The organism is Bacillus cereus group sp. N14, assembly GCF_016483555.1.
Lineage (GTDB): Bacteria > Bacillota > Bacilli > Bacillales > Bacillaceae_G > Bacillus_A > Bacillus_A wiedmannii.
Window position 1 is genome coordinate 1 of record NZ_JAEHBQ010000041.1, and the last position, 16,863, is coordinate 16,863.

A 16,863-nucleotide genomic window follows, 5' to 3' on the forward strand; every position below is an offset into this window, starting at 1 on the left:
TCGAGCTCCGGTAGAATATCGAATCTCGATGGCTGCTTAGTCTTTTTAATACTGTCTACTTGACAGGGATAAGACCACTATTACGATCGGTCTCTTTTTTTAGAACATAAACAAAGGATGCAAAGTGCAACAAAAAATATAGGTAACAAAATTATAATAGATAGCCTTACGACAGAGTCTTCATAAAACAAGTATCGAATCATAGGCATATCCCAATATGAAACTTTTAAAACTGCAACTGTATTTTCTCTCGATGTTTCATTTAATTTTGTACCTATAACTTTTCCGTATACAGTAAATTCTCCTATATAAGCTGGATCATCAACATGAAGGAAAGGTGTATCACCTTCAAGCTCAATGTCCGTAGATTTTACATTAGGATATGTATCTTTAACTTTTTCTTTTAATATAGCTAAATCACTTTTACTTATTTTTTGAGGTACTCCCGTAGTGGCTTGTGCGTATACGTGTAATTTTATGTCATCTTTTTGGATAGCTGACCTCCCTACTATTCTACTTGGAGAAAATATAAGTAATATCACATACAAAATAAAAAAGATTACAAAGACTTTAGAGAATTTTTCTAACTTGTTCAATTATCACACCACCTAAATTGCCCAGGTTCATTCATTTCTAGTAACTTTTTATATAAAATTTAATGTAAGTTCTGCTCTCTGTTTACTAACTATATTGTCTTCTGTTAACTTAATTCGTTAAACAGCTTTATCTATTAACTCTGTTCTTAATTTTAAAATAGTAATCACATCACTTTTCAAACGAAAATAATTAATTAATGTTTTACACTTTCTCAATATTACAGTATGAAATTTCTTATATAATTAAATTATTCTCTTTATTTATTTTATGTATCTGTTCCCTTTGAACCCTACTATAATAGGGTTCCTTTTTTATAATCATATATTTATTAATTAATTTATCAATTTCCTGGCTTAAATGGAGGACTTTCGTATGACTAAAGCCATGTTTATTTACCAGTTCTACTAATTCTAATTTTTTATTTTCTATTAGATCATTTAACTTCGCCACTAACATAAACTTTTTTCTTTCACACTCCCCCTGAACAAAATAAAAAGAGCTGCTCCCAGCTCTTATATACTAAAAATCTTTATTATTGCAGTGTGCAATTTTCCACATTCTATTATAAATGAATATATATGAAGCCAACAACAATAATTTTAGTGTATTAAGAAATAAAAAAGCAGCAATATTTCATTACTGCTAGAACTTCTTAATAAATTCATTATTAATAAAAACATATTCTTCTGGTTCATCAGCTTCACCATACCAAGCTTCCAGCTTTATAATTTGTTCTGCTACTTCTTTTAAAATCACATCCATAAATAATGTAATAGGTGCCACGTTATGTTCAGTATCTCTGTAGTTCTTTAGATTGGCTATAAATGACCATTCATTATTTTTTAAATTTGTATAATACTCTTTCTCTTCTTCCCAGTTTCCTATGTGCCACCTCATATATAGAAAATCATCTTCTGCTAATGCTTCATTTATCTGTTTCTTTGTAAATGGAATGTCTTTACTATGATTAACTTTTAGATATTCTTTAACGAACGGAAACTTTAAACCAGCTTCTTCCTAGCTTCCTGTATTTATTAATTCCACCACTCCTTTATATTCATCCTTTATAATTACTTTACCTCGAAAGGCTGTACACATTTCAAAAGACAATTTTTTCACCCTCTTAAATTCATTATGAATTTAATTAACATATATACTTAACTACACAATAGAAGGTTTTAGAAATCGTATTACGTTCCCCTTTTCACTAAATTCACTCTCATTGTTACAATTCTTTGAGGTAAGATCCACTATATAACTCTCTGAAATTTTAAAAGTTCTTTCCTCATTAAACATTGTCAAAGGTACTGATACTCCAACATTATTATCTAAATGGCTTAGTACTATTACAGGGATAGTTTCACCTTTTAATAAATCAACATATGAGGTCTTAACTTTATAATACTGCCCTTCTAAAAAATGCATTTTTCCGTTTATTAAATCCACTGCAACGCCATTATTACAATACGCTAAGCTTTGATTTGAAAAATGAATATCGTCCGATACTTTAATAAATTTCATTGTTTTATTATCAAATATATAGTAACCATCTCTTACTACAAAAAGATTATGTGGATTGATAAACTCTAGCAGATAATGCGTAATTTCAAAGCTAGTATCTCCCTCAATCATTTCTCTGTATTCTACATAAAGTTTTTCTAACTTTTTAAATGTACTTAGTTTGATCCCCTGATTTGGTCTTGATGCAAGTGTTAAGTCATCTAATACCCATTTAGCCACATATGTTGACGTTGGAATCATTTACAATTTACCCCCTTCAAAATTCTATATATGAACATATAAACTATTTAAATTTAATAAATTGGGCTCTACTTAAAGTATAGGCAGAATCTATTTAATAACTAAGATAATTCTCTAACTTTTTCATATTTACTTCTTTTGAACTACCCCCACTTTCACTTCGTTTAGAAGAGGGGGATTCCTAAGTAAAGAGTTCTATCGAACTCTAATTTATTAGGCTATCTCCACAGTCCTTGCGGTTAGAAGCCTTATCGCTTCATTCTTTAGATTGATACTTGCGTTAATATCTCTATCATGGTGTGTAAGACAAGAAGGGCAGTCCCATTTACGTAAGTTTAGATTTTTAACGTCTTTGTTTTGATATCCACAACAAGAACATAATTGGCTTGAAGCAAATGTTTTCGATACGACAATGATTTGTTTGCCGTACCATTTTGCCTTATATTCCAGCATAGTTCGAAACTGAGACCATGATACTTCACTAATTGCTTTTGCTAAATTATGATTCTTTAACATCTTCGATACTTGCAAATCCTCTATACCAATAACATCGTGGTTCTTGATGATTTCAGTCGAGATTTTGTCCAAGTAATCTTTTCTAGCTTTTGTCATGTATTCATGGATTCTAGCTACTTTTACCCGCTGTTTATTCCAGCGAGAAGAGCCTTTCGTTCTTCTAGAAAGAACACGTTGTTCTTTTGCCAACTTCTCTTCTAATAATCGAAAAAACATCGGATTTTTATAGATTGTTCCATCTGACAAAATGGCGAAATTTTTTAGTCCCACATCCATTCCAATGTAAGAATTTGTTTTCGGAAGTTCTTGCACCTCTGTTTCAACTAACAATGACACAAAGTATCTACCAGAAGGGTTCCGTCTAACCGTAGCATTTAAAATACGTCCCTTTACTTCACGACTTTTGGCAAATCGAACAAGACCTAGTTTTGGCAATTTCATTTTGTTTCCTACAACGGCAATGTTTTCATTTGTTTGTTTTGTGGTGTAAGATTGTACGTTGTTCTTCTTAGATTTGAAACGGGGGGCATTGTTTTGTTTTTTGAGAAGGCGTGTATAAGCATCCGCAAGGTTGCGAACAGACGACTGAATCGCAATACTATCCACTTCTTTTAGCCAAACAAACTCTTTCTTCATGGCAGGGAGTTTGGCAGAGCATGTACCATATGTTAAACCTTTTCCTGTTTCTTTGTATGCATTATTCCATAGAGATAGGAAGTGGTTGAATACAAAACGAGAGCAACCAATCGTTTTATTGATTAGGGTCGCTTGTGCTTTATTTGGATAGATACGAAATTTATATGCTTTATTGATCATTATTCCTTTCACCCCCATTTCGATATGTGTCTATTATACAACAAACATACATTCGATATGTAGTGAAGTAACAGTTTATGAATGTCGAACAATTAAGGTGGCTTCCTGCCATCCCTTGTCTGAAGCCAATTCATCTCCCACCTACTCACTTCGCGTTCCTTGAGGAAGGAGTCTTCTTGCCTAAAATGATAAATTATAATTATCAAACTCCTACTATGAAATTTTCAAGAATCAAAAACTAATACAATTTGATGTAGCTATTTGGCTGTATAAAAATAAACTAACTACCGATTAACTGGATTTACACTTTAAAAAATGTACAAATTGTTCCTATTATGTCGAGACAATTGAACTATTTGAAAAGAAAACCATACACGGTAAATCATATAAGGATATATGTAGCGATTGTGATTATGTTTTACGTAATTACGTGTGAAATTCTAAATGATATTTCCGTCCTTTCAAGGACAGCATTCCCTTGATTACCATATTTTTAAAAATATATTAAACATATGGTACGTGAAATTTTATGAAGTACACTTTAGGAGGTATTAAGCACATGGCAAATGTTGTGTTAATTATAAGGCATTCAGATTTATTAAGATCTATGAATGAAATATTAACTAATTCTGAATCAGTAGAAAAAGTGCACGAATTACTGAATCAGGCAAAAACAAAAAATACACTGCCACACGGTCTGTTATGGCATTGGACGGACTTTAAGTGGGATATGCCAGAGGAACTAGGAGAAAACATAAACGATACTAAAAATAGCGAATCCATTTTACTATTATTTTATTGGCTAAATTGCATTGGAAATGAAAACTATTATTTAGCGAGAATTGAGGAAAGATATGTTATAGATGGGCATGATCCATTAGATACATGGGGTAATTTACATGTACCATCATTAGATTTATCCTTAAATGTTTCAATCTCCTTTGGTTTTGAAAAGGAGGATACAATATGAAAATACGTAATATTTACCGTCATAGTTATGGAACTGCAAGTATAGATAAAATTCTTCCTTCAATAATAACTAAAAGCATTTGGGATTTTTTTAAAACACAAATAATTTTAAGAAACAATTCTATATTAAGCTATAAACACATCTTTGATTTACAATTGGAAGATAATTATTTGGTATTAAATTATCAACCAGAAAGTCCAGGTTTTGAAATACGTTCCAAAACGAATGTAAAAGTGGATAAACTTCCATTAGCACACCGTATATGGATTATTGATAACGGTAAAAGTTTTATTATGATGTTACCTACGGATTATTGATAGTAATTAGACTATACACTTATTTTACTTAGTAAAATAAGTGCTTCGAAATAATACCATTTAAAATACCGGTTCTTATTAGAGCCGGTATTTTTATTATGTATGAAGCTTTAGGATCCATTAATTATAGGATAGCCTATAGATATAACACACTCCCCTATAGTTAGGTTACTTAGATTTTTTCAATTCTTTGTTTGCTTTATCAATTAACTTAGAAGCAGTCTCTAATCTTTCAACCCCAGCATCAACTTCATTTTCTTTACCCTTATCTAAACCTTCTTGTATGATTGCCACTCCATCTTTTACATGAATCATCGCTACACCTACATTATGTTGTACTGGGTGATCTTTTTCTTCATACTCTAACTTACTTATTTTGTCCACTAACTCTAAATAAGGTTTAGATACTTCTTTTAACTTTTCTGACTTTTTCTTCATTGACTTGCTACTTTTTACAATACCGTCTATTTCTTTAGATTGTTCGGAGAAATCTTTCATTAAATATTCTAGATTCTTACTGAAGTCTTCTTTTTTATTCTGTTTAACAGAAGCTTCCATTGCTTCATCTTTCTTAACCTTTGTCTCACATCCAACCCCAGTTAACATTAACATTGGAACTACTAAAAAAGATAAAATCTTACGTTTCATTGACATATACCCCTTTGTTTTAAAATGCTTTTTCTATTCTTTCCACTTTTTTATTTGTTTCCATTTATTCGCCACTACGAATATCGTTTATTTTACCTATTTTCCTAATGTTTCAGCAATATCTTCAATCTCTTTTAAATATATATCGTTTACATCACTTATCCCCTCTAAATACTTGTCAAATGGTTCATTCATACTGTCTGTAGCTTCTTTAAGTTTACTTGAATCTTCTTGTTTAATAGCGTCTAATTGCTTATTAAAAGATTTATCTAACGCTGTAGTTGCTTGAGATACCTTTTTATGGGCATCTTTGTATTTTGAGCTTGGTGCTAATCTTCTCATTTGTGCTGTAACTGACTTTGCTTGTTTAAATTTCTCTTCAAACTCAGCTTTGGATGATTCAGAACGATACCCCTTTTCCTCAGCTATAGCTAGATCTTCAATAATAGTATTAAACTCTTTATTTAATTGGAGTAGATTTCCTGCATAAATGTCTTCCTTTTCTGCATCTTCTTTCGAAACAATAGTGTCCTCTTCATCTATTGCATTACTTCCACAACCAACTCCTCCTATTAATAGCATGAAGGGTAAAGCAAGTTTTAGTGCCTTTCGTTTCATATCTTTTCCTACTTTCTTCGAACTCATTTTCTAGTAGTTCAGAAGATAACAAAATTACCACTGTCTTAATTTATCTTTCTATTTGATGTCTTTCATCATCTCGTTTGCTTCGTCTATCTTCTTAGAAGCCTTAACTACTGCATCATTACCTATTTCTATTAATTTTCTATCTTTTAATTCTAGACCGTCACCAATTGATTTAAGTGACATATCTAGTAAACCCATAGCAGTATCCATTGTAAATTGCACATCTTTATACTTTTCGTCATGCTTTAATTTTTTAACCTTTTCTGATGTTTCAAGTAAGTCCTTAGAAGCTAAATCAAATTCTTTCTTCTTCTCTTCTACCGACTTTTGGCCTGTTAATATGTCACTTACGACCTTGGACTGTTCAGAAACCTCTTTCATCAGATAGGCTAAGTTTTCTTCATAGTCTTCTTTCTTATTTTGCTCAATAGAAATTTTACTATCTACTTGTTTTTCTTTTGTAGTACACCCTGCTACTAACATAAGTGAAAATGTTAATAATATTAGATTCTTTACTTTCAAATCCTTATACCCCTCCCCCTAAAAAATGTAAGTAATTAACATATGAAACCATAACATAAATTACGAAAATTGGATATAAAAAACGTCTATTCTCACAATAAATTTTGAGTGTTCTAATAATTTTTATAATATGTATTACAATTATAGAGTATCTCACTCCAGATACTTTTTTAATTATTCTTTATTTAACTTCTAAAGTTTAGTATTTTGTTACTTTTTTATGTTCCATGGGATACCGTCAGCATTTTGCTAAATAACCTACGCTATGCGGAAAAGTAAAATAAGCTGTCCATATAAACAGCTTATTTACATAATTATCGTTAGCCGAAGTCATTTTAAAATTCTATGTGTCGATTTTTTCTTTGCCCTTACGGATAAACCACCATATCAAAGCCACAAATAGCACGAAAAGCGGTATTATTTGAATAAAGAAAAATCCTTTCCAAAAATAAAGTGGATTATTATATGTAAATTCTGTTGACGCCTCATTTGTATAAGAAACAAACGAACCTACCAAACAAGAAATTGGAATTGTGAGTAGATTTATCGCTAAACAGATTATTATCAATGATAGATTTTTAGCCTTAATTTTTGGTGAAACAGACATGAAAAATAAAAATATTGAAGTACCGGATATAAGAAAAAATGGTATTACATAAAAAATTAACATAATATCCCTCCATGATTTTGATTGTAACATCAGCAAAGACAATTTTGTGCAAATTTGCATGAATAGGGTATTCATGTGAGGTTAACATAACGTCTCATTATCGATAGCAAGAAAAAGGTGGATCTCTCCTCTAAAAAGGCATCCACCTATTCATTATGTACTTCTATACTTGTTTTGTTTTCTTTGTTAGTGCAAACTTCAAAAAAGCTGCAAGTAGTAGGAGCAGCGGTATTCCCTGAATAAAGAGAAATCCTCCCCAAAAATCAAGTCCAGTACTATATGGAGAATCTGTTGCCATCACACCTATAAATAAAGCCACTGGAATTGTGCATAGATTTACCCCTAAACTGACCATTATAAATGTTAGATTTTTATCCTTTGTTTTTGGTGAATCAGAATTGAAAAATGAGAATATTGCAATACCGATTGTAAAATACAGTATCACATAAAGTTGATTAATATATTCCATAATATTCCTCTGTTATCCTAATTGTACCACTAGCAAGGACAATTTTGTGTAAATTTAGATGAATATGTACAGAGATAATAAAGTTGTTTAATTTACAATAAAGTCGTTTAATTGTTTCGTTAAGATTGTAAAGAAGTGTACTTATGCCAACGTGGCAGTTTAGTTGAATGAAAAATGTTATAATATTATTAAAATTTAAGAAATGTAGGGTGAAAAATGAAGAGTATTAAAAGATTGATTCAATTCATCTTAGTAAGTACACCAATCCTAATTCTTAGTGGATGTTTCTCTAATTTCTCTAAAGATGATCTGAATCAACCAATACAAGAATATTTAAAAACAAACTATGGAATACAAGGTGGGTTTTCTGTTGTTGAGACAGATAATTATTGGTTTCAAGGGGTTGACCATCAAACTTATGTAGAAATGAAAAAGCCATATCGAACGTATCCATTCTTAATGATTGAAAAATATACCTTTAAAATTTTAGAAGATGAAAGTGACGATATCTATCTTGAACAATTCAAGGGTGCATATATTGAGCAACATCCAGAAGTAGTTCAAGTAATTGAACAAATCATAAAAAAATATGGATTAGTGAAATATCCTAATAAATTTATTTCGGTAGAGAATGGTCCTGTTTATGTATTTCCTTACGACAACCTTGAGTTTAATATAATTTATTCTCAAGAACTACTTGATGATTTTAAAAAGACCCAAAAGATAGATACTACTAAACTTTTACCTACATTAATACCAAGTGACCCCCGACGTGAAAATTATAATGTCAGGTATTTAGGTGTAGTAAATTTTCTATTTAAATTTGACATGTCTAAAACTATTCCAAAGGCCCAAGATCTAATTGAGGACTTTCAAAAAAGTGGAGTATTAACAAAAGGGATATACAACATAGATATGTTAGTAGATGATTCAAATGGGGGATCGGAATATAATAATGTAGCTTTGTTTGAAGTTGATGAAAATGGTAAATACACTATAATTGCTTCTCCTAAATACGGTGAGTTAGAGAACACTTACTTTTATGGTGATTACGCAGCGAAAAAAAATAAAGAATAGAATTTTAAGTTGAATTATCACAAAGAATTATTCACTTAATTCAGTAGCATGTAGTCTATTAAAAAGTACAATCTTTTCTTAAAACACTATAGAAACAACTATATTTTAACCCCGTCCTTAAATTAGAACGGGGTTATGCTTGTGTTTGGTTTTAAAAATTCAGTAGATTTATTGTCCTTTTACACTTTAAATTAGAAATTGGTGTATTACAAATAAAAAGGATCCGATATGAGTATCAGATCCTTTTTCTCTTAGGATACTTATTTCACTGCCTCTTTCAATTCTTTTCCAGCTTTAAATGCAGGTGCCTTTGAGGCAGCAATTTGCATTTCTTCACCTGTCTGCGGGTTACGACCTGTTCGTGCAGATCTTTCACGTACTTCAAATGTACCGAATCCAAGAATCTGTACTTTCTCTTCATTTGCAAGAGCTGTTATTATAGCGTCTAATACAGCTTGTGTTGCTGTAGCAGCATCCTTTTGTGTAAGTTCTGCTTTATCCGCAACTACTTTTGTTAATTCTGTTTTATTCATTTTCTGCACCTCATTATATGTAATTAGGGATTATTATAACGTTCCTATGCTCCTAGTGCAATTAATAATAACATAAAGAGATAGCACTACATCACCAGCAAGCTATGTAAAGTAAATGCTTCAAAACGAAAATATAAGCCCTTTTCTATCTAAAATACATGAGATTTTTAGCCTGGGTTGTTATAAAATTATTACGTAGTTGGGCATGGGTTGGGACTTCGAAATATTGTGCATTCACTTCAAATAACAAACATAATTAGGACTTTACATTTAATTCGTAGGAAACCCCTCTTTTACAAGATCTTCAATGTTATTCGCTTCTTTAATTTCTTTTGATGATAACCAACCTGTATATAATGTTCCAGTCTTATTGGTTAAATCAATGGCATAATTTTTATTATACAGTTCTTCTTTAAGTATTTTGGTTACTTTGATTAAATCCTCAATTAATGGAGGATTGTTTTCAAATATACCGTCGCTATTAAATTTTAAAATCACTATATATTCTCGAAGTCCCTCATGATCCGAACTTATATAAGTAATACCTTTAATTTGAAATCGATCATTTTGCAATTCATATAATCTATCTACTGCTTTGGTGTGCGTTCTAATCCAACCTTCCCAATATTTGTTTATGGTATCTGACATTGTAGTTTTCATTGTTAATAACAGTTCTTCTTTTGTTATTATATTTTGTACATTTTTAAAAGGTCCACCTAAAGATTTACCATTTTGATCCTTAATCTCTAGTTCTGTTATCTTTTTATTATTCTTCTGAATGAGTTGAAATAGTGCATATAAACGATCTAATTCTACGGTATCCAATTGACTAAAGTCAATCTCTTTGCTCATTTTCAAAGTTAATAGCAATTCATCTGTCGGGCTTCCTTCTTCTGGATTTTCATTATCTAACAAATATTGAAGAGCATTTTCCTCTTCAATTTCCACGTACCCTAATTTTTTAATTTCTTCTAGTGTTGGTTGAAATTTCTTATATTCCTCATATGTTTTTTCCCCATATTTGTATTCATCACCTACTATAGATGAATAGAGGAAACCTTGTACCTTTACTCGAAACTTTAGATATTTGTTATCTTTTTCTTGTACGGTATGGTAAGTGTTACCAAAATTATTCTCGTTTATTGAGCCCCAGTTTGTTATATCAACATCGATTCCGTGCTTTTCTTTTATATATTCTTGTACCTCAGCTTCATTTTTTGAATTACAACCACTTAAAAATATGAAACATACTACTAGCAATATTACATTTTTCATGCTTTTCATATAAGCACCCCCTACGTAAGATTAATTCCTAAATATGCAGCACACTGCAAATCCTTTTTTTTCCTTAATCGTATACTTTAACTTTTATATAGTGTGAATCTTAAATCATTTAAGTTATTGAAGTTGCAATTTATACTACTTGAAGCATTACTGTCTTAAAATATATAACTTATTTATTTTAAGGTCTTTCTCAGTTCTAAAATCATTTGGTTCATTGGGCAAATATCTAAATTGTACATTTATACCATGAGACCTATTTTACTATAAAATCTGGTTGTATTATAAAAATATTCCTTTTTTGTCTCCTAATATAGATGTTCCTTCTACTTCAATGAGGGAGGATTTATGGAAAAACATTATACAATCTCAAATTATGCACTATATATAGGAAGAAAAAACATGACTTTAACCATAACATATTAAAAATTACTGATGATAATGTTATACTAATATCAACCTAGAAGAGTCCAACAAACTTTGATTAATAACTACATTTTCTTTCATAGCATGTCAACGTAAAAAAGACACTATCCATTGTGTCTTTTTTTTACGCTTTGAGATGAATACATTGACTCAATACTTATATTTAAATAGGGCATTAAACAATTTTTTAACCTTATACATTTACTATTTAATTATTCTTTTTACATCCTCTACACTTACTGAAGTTGCTTCCGCTATGATTTTAATTGAAACACCTAAATTGAAAAAGTTTTGTATTAAACGAATTCTTTCTTGTTCTCTTGCTTTTTGATCAACCTCTAATAATTGTTGTAATAAATCTGTACTCATAGTAAACACTCCTCATAATTTTTTTAATAATAAAGAAAAGCTGATGGATAAATCCCCCACCAGCTTTTCTATTTCTTGCTATTCAATTAGAAGCTAACCGTCGCTGCTTCCTCTCCTGAACTAATCATTCGTTGTTCAATCTTTCCTAGCAGTTCCTTTATCTTACTTGAATAAAGTTTAACTGCTTTCGTAGATTGAGCATTTTTAAGCTCTTCTGTCCATTCTGCTAAATCTTCCTTTTCTTGATCATCTAGATAATCAAAAACTTCCTTTCGAGACATCGGGCTCACCTCAACTCAACTCTCTTTATTTGGCCGTTACATAACCAAATCTCCTCATCTCTCTATTTCTATTTATACCAGATTACTCCTCTATTATTCCTTATTCTTTTTTTCGAGTTCGTTCAATTTCTTTGAAATCGACTGAATCTCGTCGGTTTTTACTTGTTCCGTTGCCAAGCGATTGTGCAGCAGGAAAGCTTGCCCTGAAATCCCAGCAAGAATACTCACCTTAAGAATATCCATCATTGTTTCAGGGTTAAACATTGCAACACCAACGAGTGAAGCAATACTGCCTACAAACATCTCTCCCAAGAAACCCGGGTGAAATGCAAGCTTGCTTTTACGAGACAACAAAAACTTTTTGTTTGTGATGTAATGACTAGCCAATCCTGAGACCATACCAGCCACAACTGACACAATTACTGTAACCAACATAATATGCACCCCTTTTCGTAAAACTTTTGACATTGCAGCAGCAGTTTCTATTTAATAATTAGTTGCTATAACATAGCATCACCCCTTTCAGGCAAAAACAAATAACCTTCCAGGAAAATGAATTGTTTACACAATGAAATAAAGTAACATAAAGTTCCTTTTTGTGTAATTTCATTAACCCGAAAGGTTATAAGTAATTAGTGATATAAAAAAGAAAAAGATAAAAATGCAACTAAATTATATCACATTGAAGTTTGTTTTATCTTTAAATTCAGAAAATTTATTTTGTTATTTAACTTTCTCAAGTTAACAAATCAAATCCTTTGATATCTTAACACTTTCTAATAATTCTAAAGCCTGATTGTTATTTAATTTTTTCAATCCCCCATCAATTATGCTATAAATTACACTACATTTTTGATAAATATAGAATTCCAGTATTTCAAATGCTACTTTTTTATCCTCTTCATTTTCATAGTTGTATAAGTTTATTATTCTAGTTCCTGTCTCACGTACTAACCACAATACCTTACGCTTAAATAAGAAATAATAATATGGGACCATTAAATCCGCCACATCTGATTCTCGATTATTCATTTCTAACAAAGAATTCTTTGTTATTAAAGACGGCCATTTTTTTATTATTTTCATTGTCGATATATCCACCTTCCTTAGAATTAGAAAATAAAAAAGACAAGGAATTAATCCTCATCTTTTTCATAACTGCAGTTAATTTTTCTCTTCATATTCAATTACCATAACCAAAAGCGGTTGGCCTTGTTCACGTTCCATGAACCCGCTTGGTGTTATTTTTTTAACTATTTCCCCATGATTAGCACAATACTTCAAAAAACCATTCACTTCATCATCAATTCTTAACGCATCAGCAATAACAGTTCTAATTTGTATCATAATAAATTCCTCCTATTATTTTTTTATTTTAAATATGTAATCTCAGAAATTCGAAATCCATCTATTTCTGGTACATATTTAAATTCCAGAATTAAGTCGTTTTGTTTTACCAAAAACAATCCTTTTTTTACTTTTGTAACAGTTCTTGGTTCTTCATAATTAAATAGACTTGGTTTACTTTTATAAGTAACTTTGTAGTTCTTATTTGTACTAAAATAGTTTGATGTGAATTCATCAGCTAATTCTGCAGTAGTTACATGATTTCCTAAAAACATTTCTAGTTCTTTTTTATTTTGATAAATGGTTAAGTGGCCATTCTTATCAATATCATCAAATATTAATTTGAATTGTCCTCCTAAGTCATTAATCACATTTTGTGATAATTCATCTTCAAACAAATAATCGTATTGAATTTTTTGTTTCAAATCTTCTACTTTAATTGGAGTTAAAGCATCTGTTTGAGGTTCATCCTTTATAAAGGTGTTATAAAAAACAAACATCGTAGCTAAAACGCCTAATACTAAAAATAATCTTTTGATCTTCATAAAATCTTCATCCTTTCACAATGTGATGTTCTCCAAAAAACGCAAAAAAGCCCTTTTCGGAGTTATATTTAAAAAGAAAGTAAAAGTAAAAAACTTAAACTATCTTTGAAAATCGAAACCCCGAAAGGGCTATAGTAGTTATGGATATAAAAAATTGAAATTAAAAAAAGGTATACTTAATTTTAACAAATTACACCTGCAAAAACAACAATCTTCAGAATATTTAATCCATTAAATTTATGTTATGATAAATATTATAAACCCTCAGAATGGAGTTTGATTTACAATTGAAAAAACGTCTAATCTCTATTTTTCCAATATTAATATTTATAATTGGCGTTACCTTACTTTTACTAAGACAATTCGTTTTTTTTCCATATAAGGTTTCTGGGGTTTCTATGGAAAACTCTTTATTTAATAATGACAAGGTTTTAATTAATCACTTCAACCATTCAATAGAAGATTTGCAAAGATTTGATATAGTTGTTGTTAATTCCCCACTAGAAAACACTTCTAATAATAAAACCATTATAAAAAGAGTAATTGGTTTACCTGGAGATACAATAGAATATAAATCACAGCAGCTTTATATAAATGGACTTGTGGTAAAAGATCTATACGCAAAAGGTAAGACAGCTGATTTTTCTTTAAAAAGTATTTACGGTTTCGATAGGGTTCCGAATGATACAATTTTTGTATTAGGAGATAATCGCGAGGAAAGTTTAGACAGCCGATTTAAAGAAATAGGGTTTGTACCTTTGAATAATATAGAAGGCAAGGTGGTTCTACGCTATAAGCCCTTTAATGTTAAGAGATAATAAAGTTGTTCAATTTACAATAAAGTCCTTTGAAAAATAATAAAATTGTTTAATTCTTATTGACCTAACGGTGCAGGATAGTTCAATAAGGAATGCTATAATTTATTAAAAGGAAATTGTTATTAAAGTACATGTTTTATAAAAAGAGCGAAAGGATTTTCAAGGAGGCTATTATGAAATACTTTGAAGAAGCTAAAAACATTTGGAAAAACCAAGTTCCAAAGAATGGTCAATCAGACACTATCGAAGGTGAACTAATAAGAGCAGTAGAAAAGCTTCGATATGAAGCACAAAACAATGGGAATGGTAATTGGGATGAGGGCCTTGAGCGTTTTTGTGAATACATTTGGGATATTTTAAATGACAGTAAAACCTTCGAAAGCAATTCTTTAGAAGAAATTAAATTTGATATTAAAACATTACTCGATTATGAAAATCCTTATCTTGAAGACGATTTATATGATAGAATTACTGACCGAGTTGTTGAATGGAGTATTGCTCATAATGGTCCAATTAGAAGAGAAAAAGATCCGAAACAGTATAGGTAAGTTATTCAACTAACAGGTGCTTTAGTTGAACTAGATTTTAAAAACTTTATTATTGCGTTTTGATTGCAAACACCTTTAAATGGATAGGAATTAAACAACCTTAAAGAACTTTACTACAATACAATGTAGCAAGGCTCTTGTATTTTTTATATCTAAATTAAATAACTTTATTATCATTTTACAAAACAAAATTTCCAGTTAGCTTAATAAGATAAAGCTTAAAATTGCTAAAAAGAGAAATATATTATTAGGGGGGTAATCGTGGTAGGTGTTTTTATAGACCGTGATGGAACAATTGGCGGAACAGGCGGTGGCGTGCATCCATTTGAGTTTTCAATGTATGATTTTTCACCTCAATCTATAAAACTCCTTAATGATTTGGGTGTTAAAGTATTCCTTTTTACAAACCAAACAAGAGTTGGTAGGGGTTACTTTACTGAATCTGAATTATTAGAAGGATTTGAGAAGTTAAAGGAAGATTTAGCAAAGCACTCTGCATTTTTAGATGATATATTCTACTGTCCTCATAAACCAGAAGATGGGTGTGAGTGCCCAAAACCTAATATTGGTCTATTGGTGAAAGCCGAAAAAATGTATAATTTAAATCTTAAAAAATGTTATGTTATTGGTGATACAGGTAGTTCTGATATGTTATCAGCATCTAAAGCAGGGACTAAAAAGATTTTAGTTAAAACAGGTTGGGGAGTAAGCTCTTTAACTATTCATCGTGATAAATGGAAAGGTATTGAACCAGATTACATAGCAACTAACTTGGTAGATGCTGTATATTGGGTCTCAAATGATTTAAATAAAAAAATAAACACCTAGTTGTAGTAAATGAGGTCATATGTAGTACAAAAAAGGCTAGATAAAGCATATACTTTTTGCTTTATCTAGCCTCTTCTTTTTCGTCTATATAATGTGTAACATTATATAATTATTATTGATATGCATATGCTAAATACCTATCTCTTGGTTCTAAATAAAACTAGTAGTTGAGATTCTTTACTTTTACTAAATTATCATTTTGCTAAAATCTTATTTCGCTACATCATTAGAATTTGATGCAAGCAATCCATTTCCCTGCTCTTTAGATGTTGTTTCTGCTGTTTTCTGTTCTGGTTTCTGCTCTGGCTTCTGTTCTGGCTTCTGTTCTGGTTTCTGCTCTGGCTTTTCTTTCTCAAGAACTACCACATTCACTGTTTCAGTTGAGCTGTTTCCTGCTTTATCAGTTGCCGTTACTTGAACTGATATTGTATCTGGCTTACTTGTATCATACGCTCCCACTGTTACTATTGGGTTTGGATCTTTATTATCTTTTACACTCGCTAAACTTTCTGGACTTAATTTATCCCCTACATGTACGGTTACACCTTGTTTTGCTGTTATTACTGGTGCTTCTGTATCTTTCTCCTCTTCTTTTTCCACTACTTTAACTGTTACCATTGCAGTTGAGCTATTTCCTGATGCATCTGTTGCCGTTACTGTTACTTGAATTTCTCCTGCCTTGCTTGTATCATATGCACCTACTGTAACTACTGGATTTGGGTCTTTATTATCTTTTACTTCTACTAAATCACCTGCATTTAAGCTATCTCCTACATGTACGGTTACAATTTGCTTCGCTGTTATTACTGGTGCTTCTGTATCTTTCTCCTCTTCTTTTTCCACTACTTTAACTGTTACCATTGCAGTTGAGCTATTTCC

The 16,863-nt window shown here is 30.8% G+C and carries 23 protein-coding genes and 2 pseudogenes; 6 read left to right on the top strand and 19 right to left on the bottom strand.

Going from position 1 to position 16,863, the window contains the following annotated elements; translation table 11 throughout:
* Positions 1-80 precede the first annotated feature (80 nt).
* The 5 genes and pseudogenes from JDS82_RS28440 to tnpB all read right to left on the bottom strand — a co-directional run bounded on the left by JDS82_RS28440 (position 81) and on the right by tnpB (position 3,693).
* On the bottom strand, positions 81-596 hold the full coding sequence (locus JDS82_RS28440) for a hypothetical protein (RefSeq protein WP_060751925.1): 516 nt from the start codon (positions 594-596) through the stop codon (positions 81-83).
* Positions 597-831: 235 nt separating this feature from the next.
* On the bottom strand, positions 832-1,053 hold the full coding sequence (locus tag JDS82_RS30130; RefSeq protein ID WP_098909628.1) for an aspartyl-phosphate phosphatase Spo0E family protein: 222 nt from the start codon (positions 1,051-1,053) through the stop codon (positions 832-834).
* A gap of 186 nt (positions 1,054-1,239) precedes the next feature.
* Positions 1,240-1,695: pseudogene (locus JDS82_RS29965) on the bottom strand (hypothetical protein).
* Positions 1,696-1,758: 63 nt separating this feature from the next.
* Positions 1,759-2,358: a hypothetical protein gene (locus tag JDS82_RS28455; protein ID WP_088081596.1), complete on the bottom strand. Its 600-nt coding sequence runs from the start codon at positions 2,356-2,358 to the stop codon at positions 1,759-1,761.
* Between the two features lie 213 nt (positions 2,359-2,571).
* The gene (tnpB, locus tag JDS82_RS28460; protein ID WP_088081635.1) at positions 2,572-3,693 is read right to left on the bottom strand and encodes an IS200/IS605 family element RNA-guided endonuclease TnpB; all 1,122 of its coding nucleotides are present in this window, start codon (positions 3,691-3,693) and stop codon (positions 2,572-2,574) included.
* Between the two features lie 556 nt (positions 3,694-4,249).
* On the opposite strand from tnpB, the gene JDS82_RS28465 reads away from it, so the two are divergent.
* A complete protein-coding gene (locus JDS82_RS28465; protein WP_199714301.1) occupies positions 4,250-4,660 on the top strand; it encodes a hypothetical protein in 411 nt (136 codons plus the stop codon).
* The gene (locus JDS82_RS28470) at positions 4,657-4,977 is read left to right on the top strand and encodes a DUF960 family protein (RefSeq protein WP_199714302.1); all 321 of its coding nucleotides are present in this window, start codon (positions 4,657-4,659) and stop codon (positions 4,975-4,977) included. Before JDS82_RS28465 ends, JDS82_RS28470 begins: the two co-directional genes overlap by 4 nt.
* 168 nt (positions 4,978-5,145) lie before the next feature.
* Here the strand turns inward: JDS82_RS28470 and JDS82_RS28475 are convergent, their stop codons facing one another.
* From JDS82_RS28475 to JDS82_RS28490, 5 genes are all read right to left on the bottom strand, one after another.
* A complete protein-coding gene (locus JDS82_RS28475; protein ID WP_046958049.1) occupies positions 5,146-5,631 on the bottom strand; it encodes a hypothetical protein in 486 nt (161 codons plus the stop codon).
* Positions 5,632-5,721: 90 nt separating this feature from the next.
* The gene (locus JDS82_RS28480) at positions 5,722-6,243 is read right to left on the bottom strand and encodes a hypothetical protein (RefSeq protein ID WP_199714303.1); all 522 of its coding nucleotides are present in this window, start codon (positions 6,241-6,243) and stop codon (positions 5,722-5,724) included.
* A gap of 78 nt (positions 6,244-6,321) precedes the next feature.
* Positions 6,322-6,792, bottom strand: coding sequence for a hypothetical protein (locus tag JDS82_RS28485; protein ID WP_064473413.1), 471 nt, complete (start codon positions 6,790-6,792; stop codon positions 6,322-6,324).
* 343 nt (positions 6,793-7,135) lie between these two features.
* Positions 7,136-7,462: a hypothetical protein gene (locus JDS82_RS29970; protein ID WP_064473004.1), complete on the bottom strand. Its 327-nt coding sequence runs from the start codon at positions 7,460-7,462 to the stop codon at positions 7,136-7,138.
* 163 nt (positions 7,463-7,625) lie between these two features.
* Positions 7,626-7,931 carry a hypothetical protein gene (locus JDS82_RS28490; RefSeq protein ID WP_064473003.1) on the bottom strand — a complete coding sequence of 102 codons (306 nt, stop codon included), beginning with the start codon at positions 7,929-7,931 and terminating at the stop codon, positions 7,626-7,628.
* A gap of 216 nt (positions 7,932-8,147) precedes the next feature.
* On the opposite strand from JDS82_RS28490, the gene JDS82_RS28495 reads away from it, so the two are divergent.
* Positions 8,148-9,008 (top strand): hypothetical protein, encoded by an 861-nt coding sequence (locus tag JDS82_RS28495; protein ID WP_199714304.1) that lies wholly within the window; start codon positions 8,148-8,150, stop codon positions 9,006-9,008.
* 260 nt (positions 9,009-9,268) lie between these two features.
* Here JDS82_RS28495 and JDS82_RS28500 read toward each other — a convergent pair whose 3' ends face one another.
* The 8 genes from JDS82_RS28500 to JDS82_RS28535 form a co-directional block, all read right to left on the bottom strand.
* A complete protein-coding gene (locus tag JDS82_RS28500; RefSeq protein WP_064473001.1) occupies positions 9,269-9,541 on the bottom strand; it encodes an HU family DNA-binding protein in 273 nt (90 codons plus the stop codon).
* Between the two features lie 270 nt (positions 9,542-9,811).
* A complete protein-coding gene (locus JDS82_RS28505; protein WP_064473000.1) occupies positions 9,812-10,825 on the bottom strand; it encodes a hypothetical protein in 1,014 nt (337 codons plus the stop codon).
* Positions 10,826-11,452: 627 nt separating this feature from the next.
* Positions 11,453-11,617, bottom strand: coding sequence for a hypothetical protein (locus JDS82_RS28510; protein ID WP_199714305.1), 165 nt, complete (start codon positions 11,615-11,617; stop codon positions 11,453-11,455).
* Between the two features lie 86 nt (positions 11,618-11,703).
* Positions 11,704-11,898, bottom strand: a complete 195-nt coding sequence (locus tag JDS82_RS28515) for a hypothetical protein (RefSeq protein WP_000087401.1) — start codon at positions 11,896-11,898, stop codon at positions 11,704-11,706.
* Positions 11,899-11,991: 93 nt separating this feature from the next.
* The gene (locus JDS82_RS28520) at positions 11,992-12,333 is read right to left on the bottom strand and encodes a DUF4257 domain-containing protein (RefSeq protein ID WP_199714306.1); all 342 of its coding nucleotides are present in this window, start codon (positions 12,331-12,333) and stop codon (positions 11,992-11,994) included.
* Between the two features lie 306 nt (positions 12,334-12,639).
* The gene (locus tag JDS82_RS28525) at positions 12,640-12,984 is read right to left on the bottom strand and encodes a hypothetical protein (RefSeq protein ID WP_242474946.1); all 345 of its coding nucleotides are present in this window, start codon (positions 12,982-12,984) and stop codon (positions 12,640-12,642) included.
* A gap of 78 nt (positions 12,985-13,062) precedes the next feature.
* A complete protein-coding gene (locus tag JDS82_RS28530; protein WP_098058743.1) occupies positions 13,063-13,245 on the bottom strand; it encodes a hypothetical protein in 183 nt (60 codons plus the stop codon).
* Positions 13,246-13,268: 23 nt separating this feature from the next.
* Positions 13,269-13,790 carry a peptide ABC transporter ATP-binding protein gene (locus tag JDS82_RS28535; RefSeq protein WP_199714307.1) on the bottom strand — a complete coding sequence of 174 codons (522 nt, stop codon included), beginning with the start codon at positions 13,788-13,790 and terminating at the stop codon, positions 13,269-13,271.
* A 287-nt stretch (positions 13,791-14,077) separates the two neighbouring features.
* Here JDS82_RS28535 and lepB point away from each other — a divergent pair, with 287 nt between their 5' ends.
* The 3 genes from lepB to JDS82_RS28550 all read left to right on the top strand — a co-directional run bounded on the left by lepB (position 14,078) and on the right by JDS82_RS28550 (position 15,984).
* Positions 14,078-14,608, top strand: coding sequence for a signal peptidase I (lepB, locus tag JDS82_RS28540; protein WP_242474947.1), 531 nt, complete (start codon positions 14,078-14,080; stop codon positions 14,606-14,608).
* 173 nt (positions 14,609-14,781) lie between these two features.
* Positions 14,782-15,156, top strand: coding sequence for a hypothetical protein (locus tag JDS82_RS28545; protein ID WP_060751059.1), 375 nt, complete (start codon positions 14,782-14,784; stop codon positions 15,154-15,156).
* 261 nt (positions 15,157-15,417) lie between these two features.
* Complete coding sequence (locus tag JDS82_RS28550; RefSeq protein WP_179866410.1) at positions 15,418-15,984, top strand: HAD-IIIA family hydrolase; 567 nt, start codon at positions 15,418-15,420, stop codon at positions 15,982-15,984.
* A 210-nt stretch (positions 15,985-16,194) separates the two neighbouring features.
* On the opposite strand, the pseudogene JDS82_RS28555 reads toward JDS82_RS28550, so the two are convergent.
* Positions 16,195-16,863: pseudogene (locus tag JDS82_RS28555) on the bottom strand (adhesin); the annotation flags it as partial.

What these genes read in the sequence shown, in the direction of transcription:
- JDS82_RS30130 (WP_098909628.1), bottom strand. Translation starts at nt 1,053, where the DNA reads ATGTTAGTGGCGAAGTTAAATGATCTAATAGAAAATAAAAAATTAGAA.
- JDS82_RS28455 (WP_088081596.1), bottom strand. Translation starts at nt 2,358, where the DNA reads ATGATTCCAACGTCAACATATGTGGCTAAATGGGTATTAGATGACTTA.
- JDS82_RS28465 (WP_199714301.1), top strand. Translation starts at nt 4,250, where the DNA reads ATGGCAAATGTTGTGTTAATTATAAGGCATTCAGATTTATTAAGATCT.
- JDS82_RS28470 (WP_199714302.1), top strand. Translation starts at nt 4,657, where the DNA reads ATGAAAATACGTAATATTTACCGTCATAGTTATGGAACTGCAAGTATA.
- JDS82_RS28475 (WP_046958049.1), bottom strand. Translation starts at nt 5,631, where the DNA reads ATGTCAATGAAACGTAAGATTTTATCTTTTTTAGTAGTTCCAATGTTA.
- JDS82_RS28480 (WP_199714303.1), bottom strand. Translation starts at nt 6,243, where the DNA reads ATGAAACGAAAGGCACTAAAACTTGCTTTACCCTTCATGCTATTAATA.
- JDS82_RS29970 (WP_064473004.1), bottom strand. Translation starts at nt 7,462, where the DNA reads ATGTTAATTTTTTATGTAATACCATTTTTTCTTATATCCGGTACTTCA.
- JDS82_RS28490 (WP_064473003.1), bottom strand. Translation starts at nt 7,931, where the DNA reads ATGGAATATATTAATCAACTTTATGTGATACTGTATTTTACAATCGGT.
- JDS82_RS28495 (WP_199714304.1), top strand. Translation starts at nt 8,148, where the DNA reads ATGAAGAGTATTAAAAGATTGATTCAATTCATCTTAGTAAGTACACCA.
- JDS82_RS28500 (WP_064473001.1), bottom strand. Translation starts at nt 9,541, where the DNA reads ATGAATAAAACAGAATTAACAAAAGTAGTTGCGGATAAAGCAGAACTT.
- JDS82_RS28505 (WP_064473000.1), bottom strand. Translation starts at nt 10,825, where the DNA reads ATGAAAAGCATGAAAAATGTAATATTGCTAGTAGTATGTTTCATATTT.
- JDS82_RS28510 (WP_199714305.1), bottom strand. Translation starts at nt 11,617, where the DNA reads ATGAGTACAGATTTATTACAACAATTATTAGAGGTTGATCAAAAAGCA.
- JDS82_RS28515 (WP_000087401.1), bottom strand. Translation starts at nt 11,898, where the DNA reads ATGTCTCGAAAGGAAGTTTTTGATTATCTAGATGATCAAGAAAAGGAA.
- JDS82_RS28520 (WP_199714306.1), bottom strand. Translation starts at nt 12,333, where the DNA reads ATGTTGGTTACAGTAATTGTGTCAGTTGTGGCTGGTATGGTCTCAGGA.
- JDS82_RS28525 (WP_242474946.1), bottom strand. Translation starts at nt 12,984, where the DNA reads ATGAAAATAATAAAAAAATGGCCGTCTTTAATAACAAAGAATTCTTTG.
- JDS82_RS28530 (WP_098058743.1), bottom strand. Translation starts at nt 13,245, where the DNA reads ATGATACAAATTAGAACTGTTATTGCTGATGCGTTAAGAATTGATGAT.
- JDS82_RS28535 (WP_199714307.1), bottom strand. Translation starts at nt 13,790, where the DNA reads ATGAAGATCAAAAGATTATTTTTAGTATTAGGCGTTTTAGCTACGATG.
- JDS82_RS28545 (WP_060751059.1), top strand. Translation starts at nt 14,782, where the DNA reads ATGAAATACTTTGAAGAAGCTAAAAACATTTGGAAAAACCAAGTTCCA.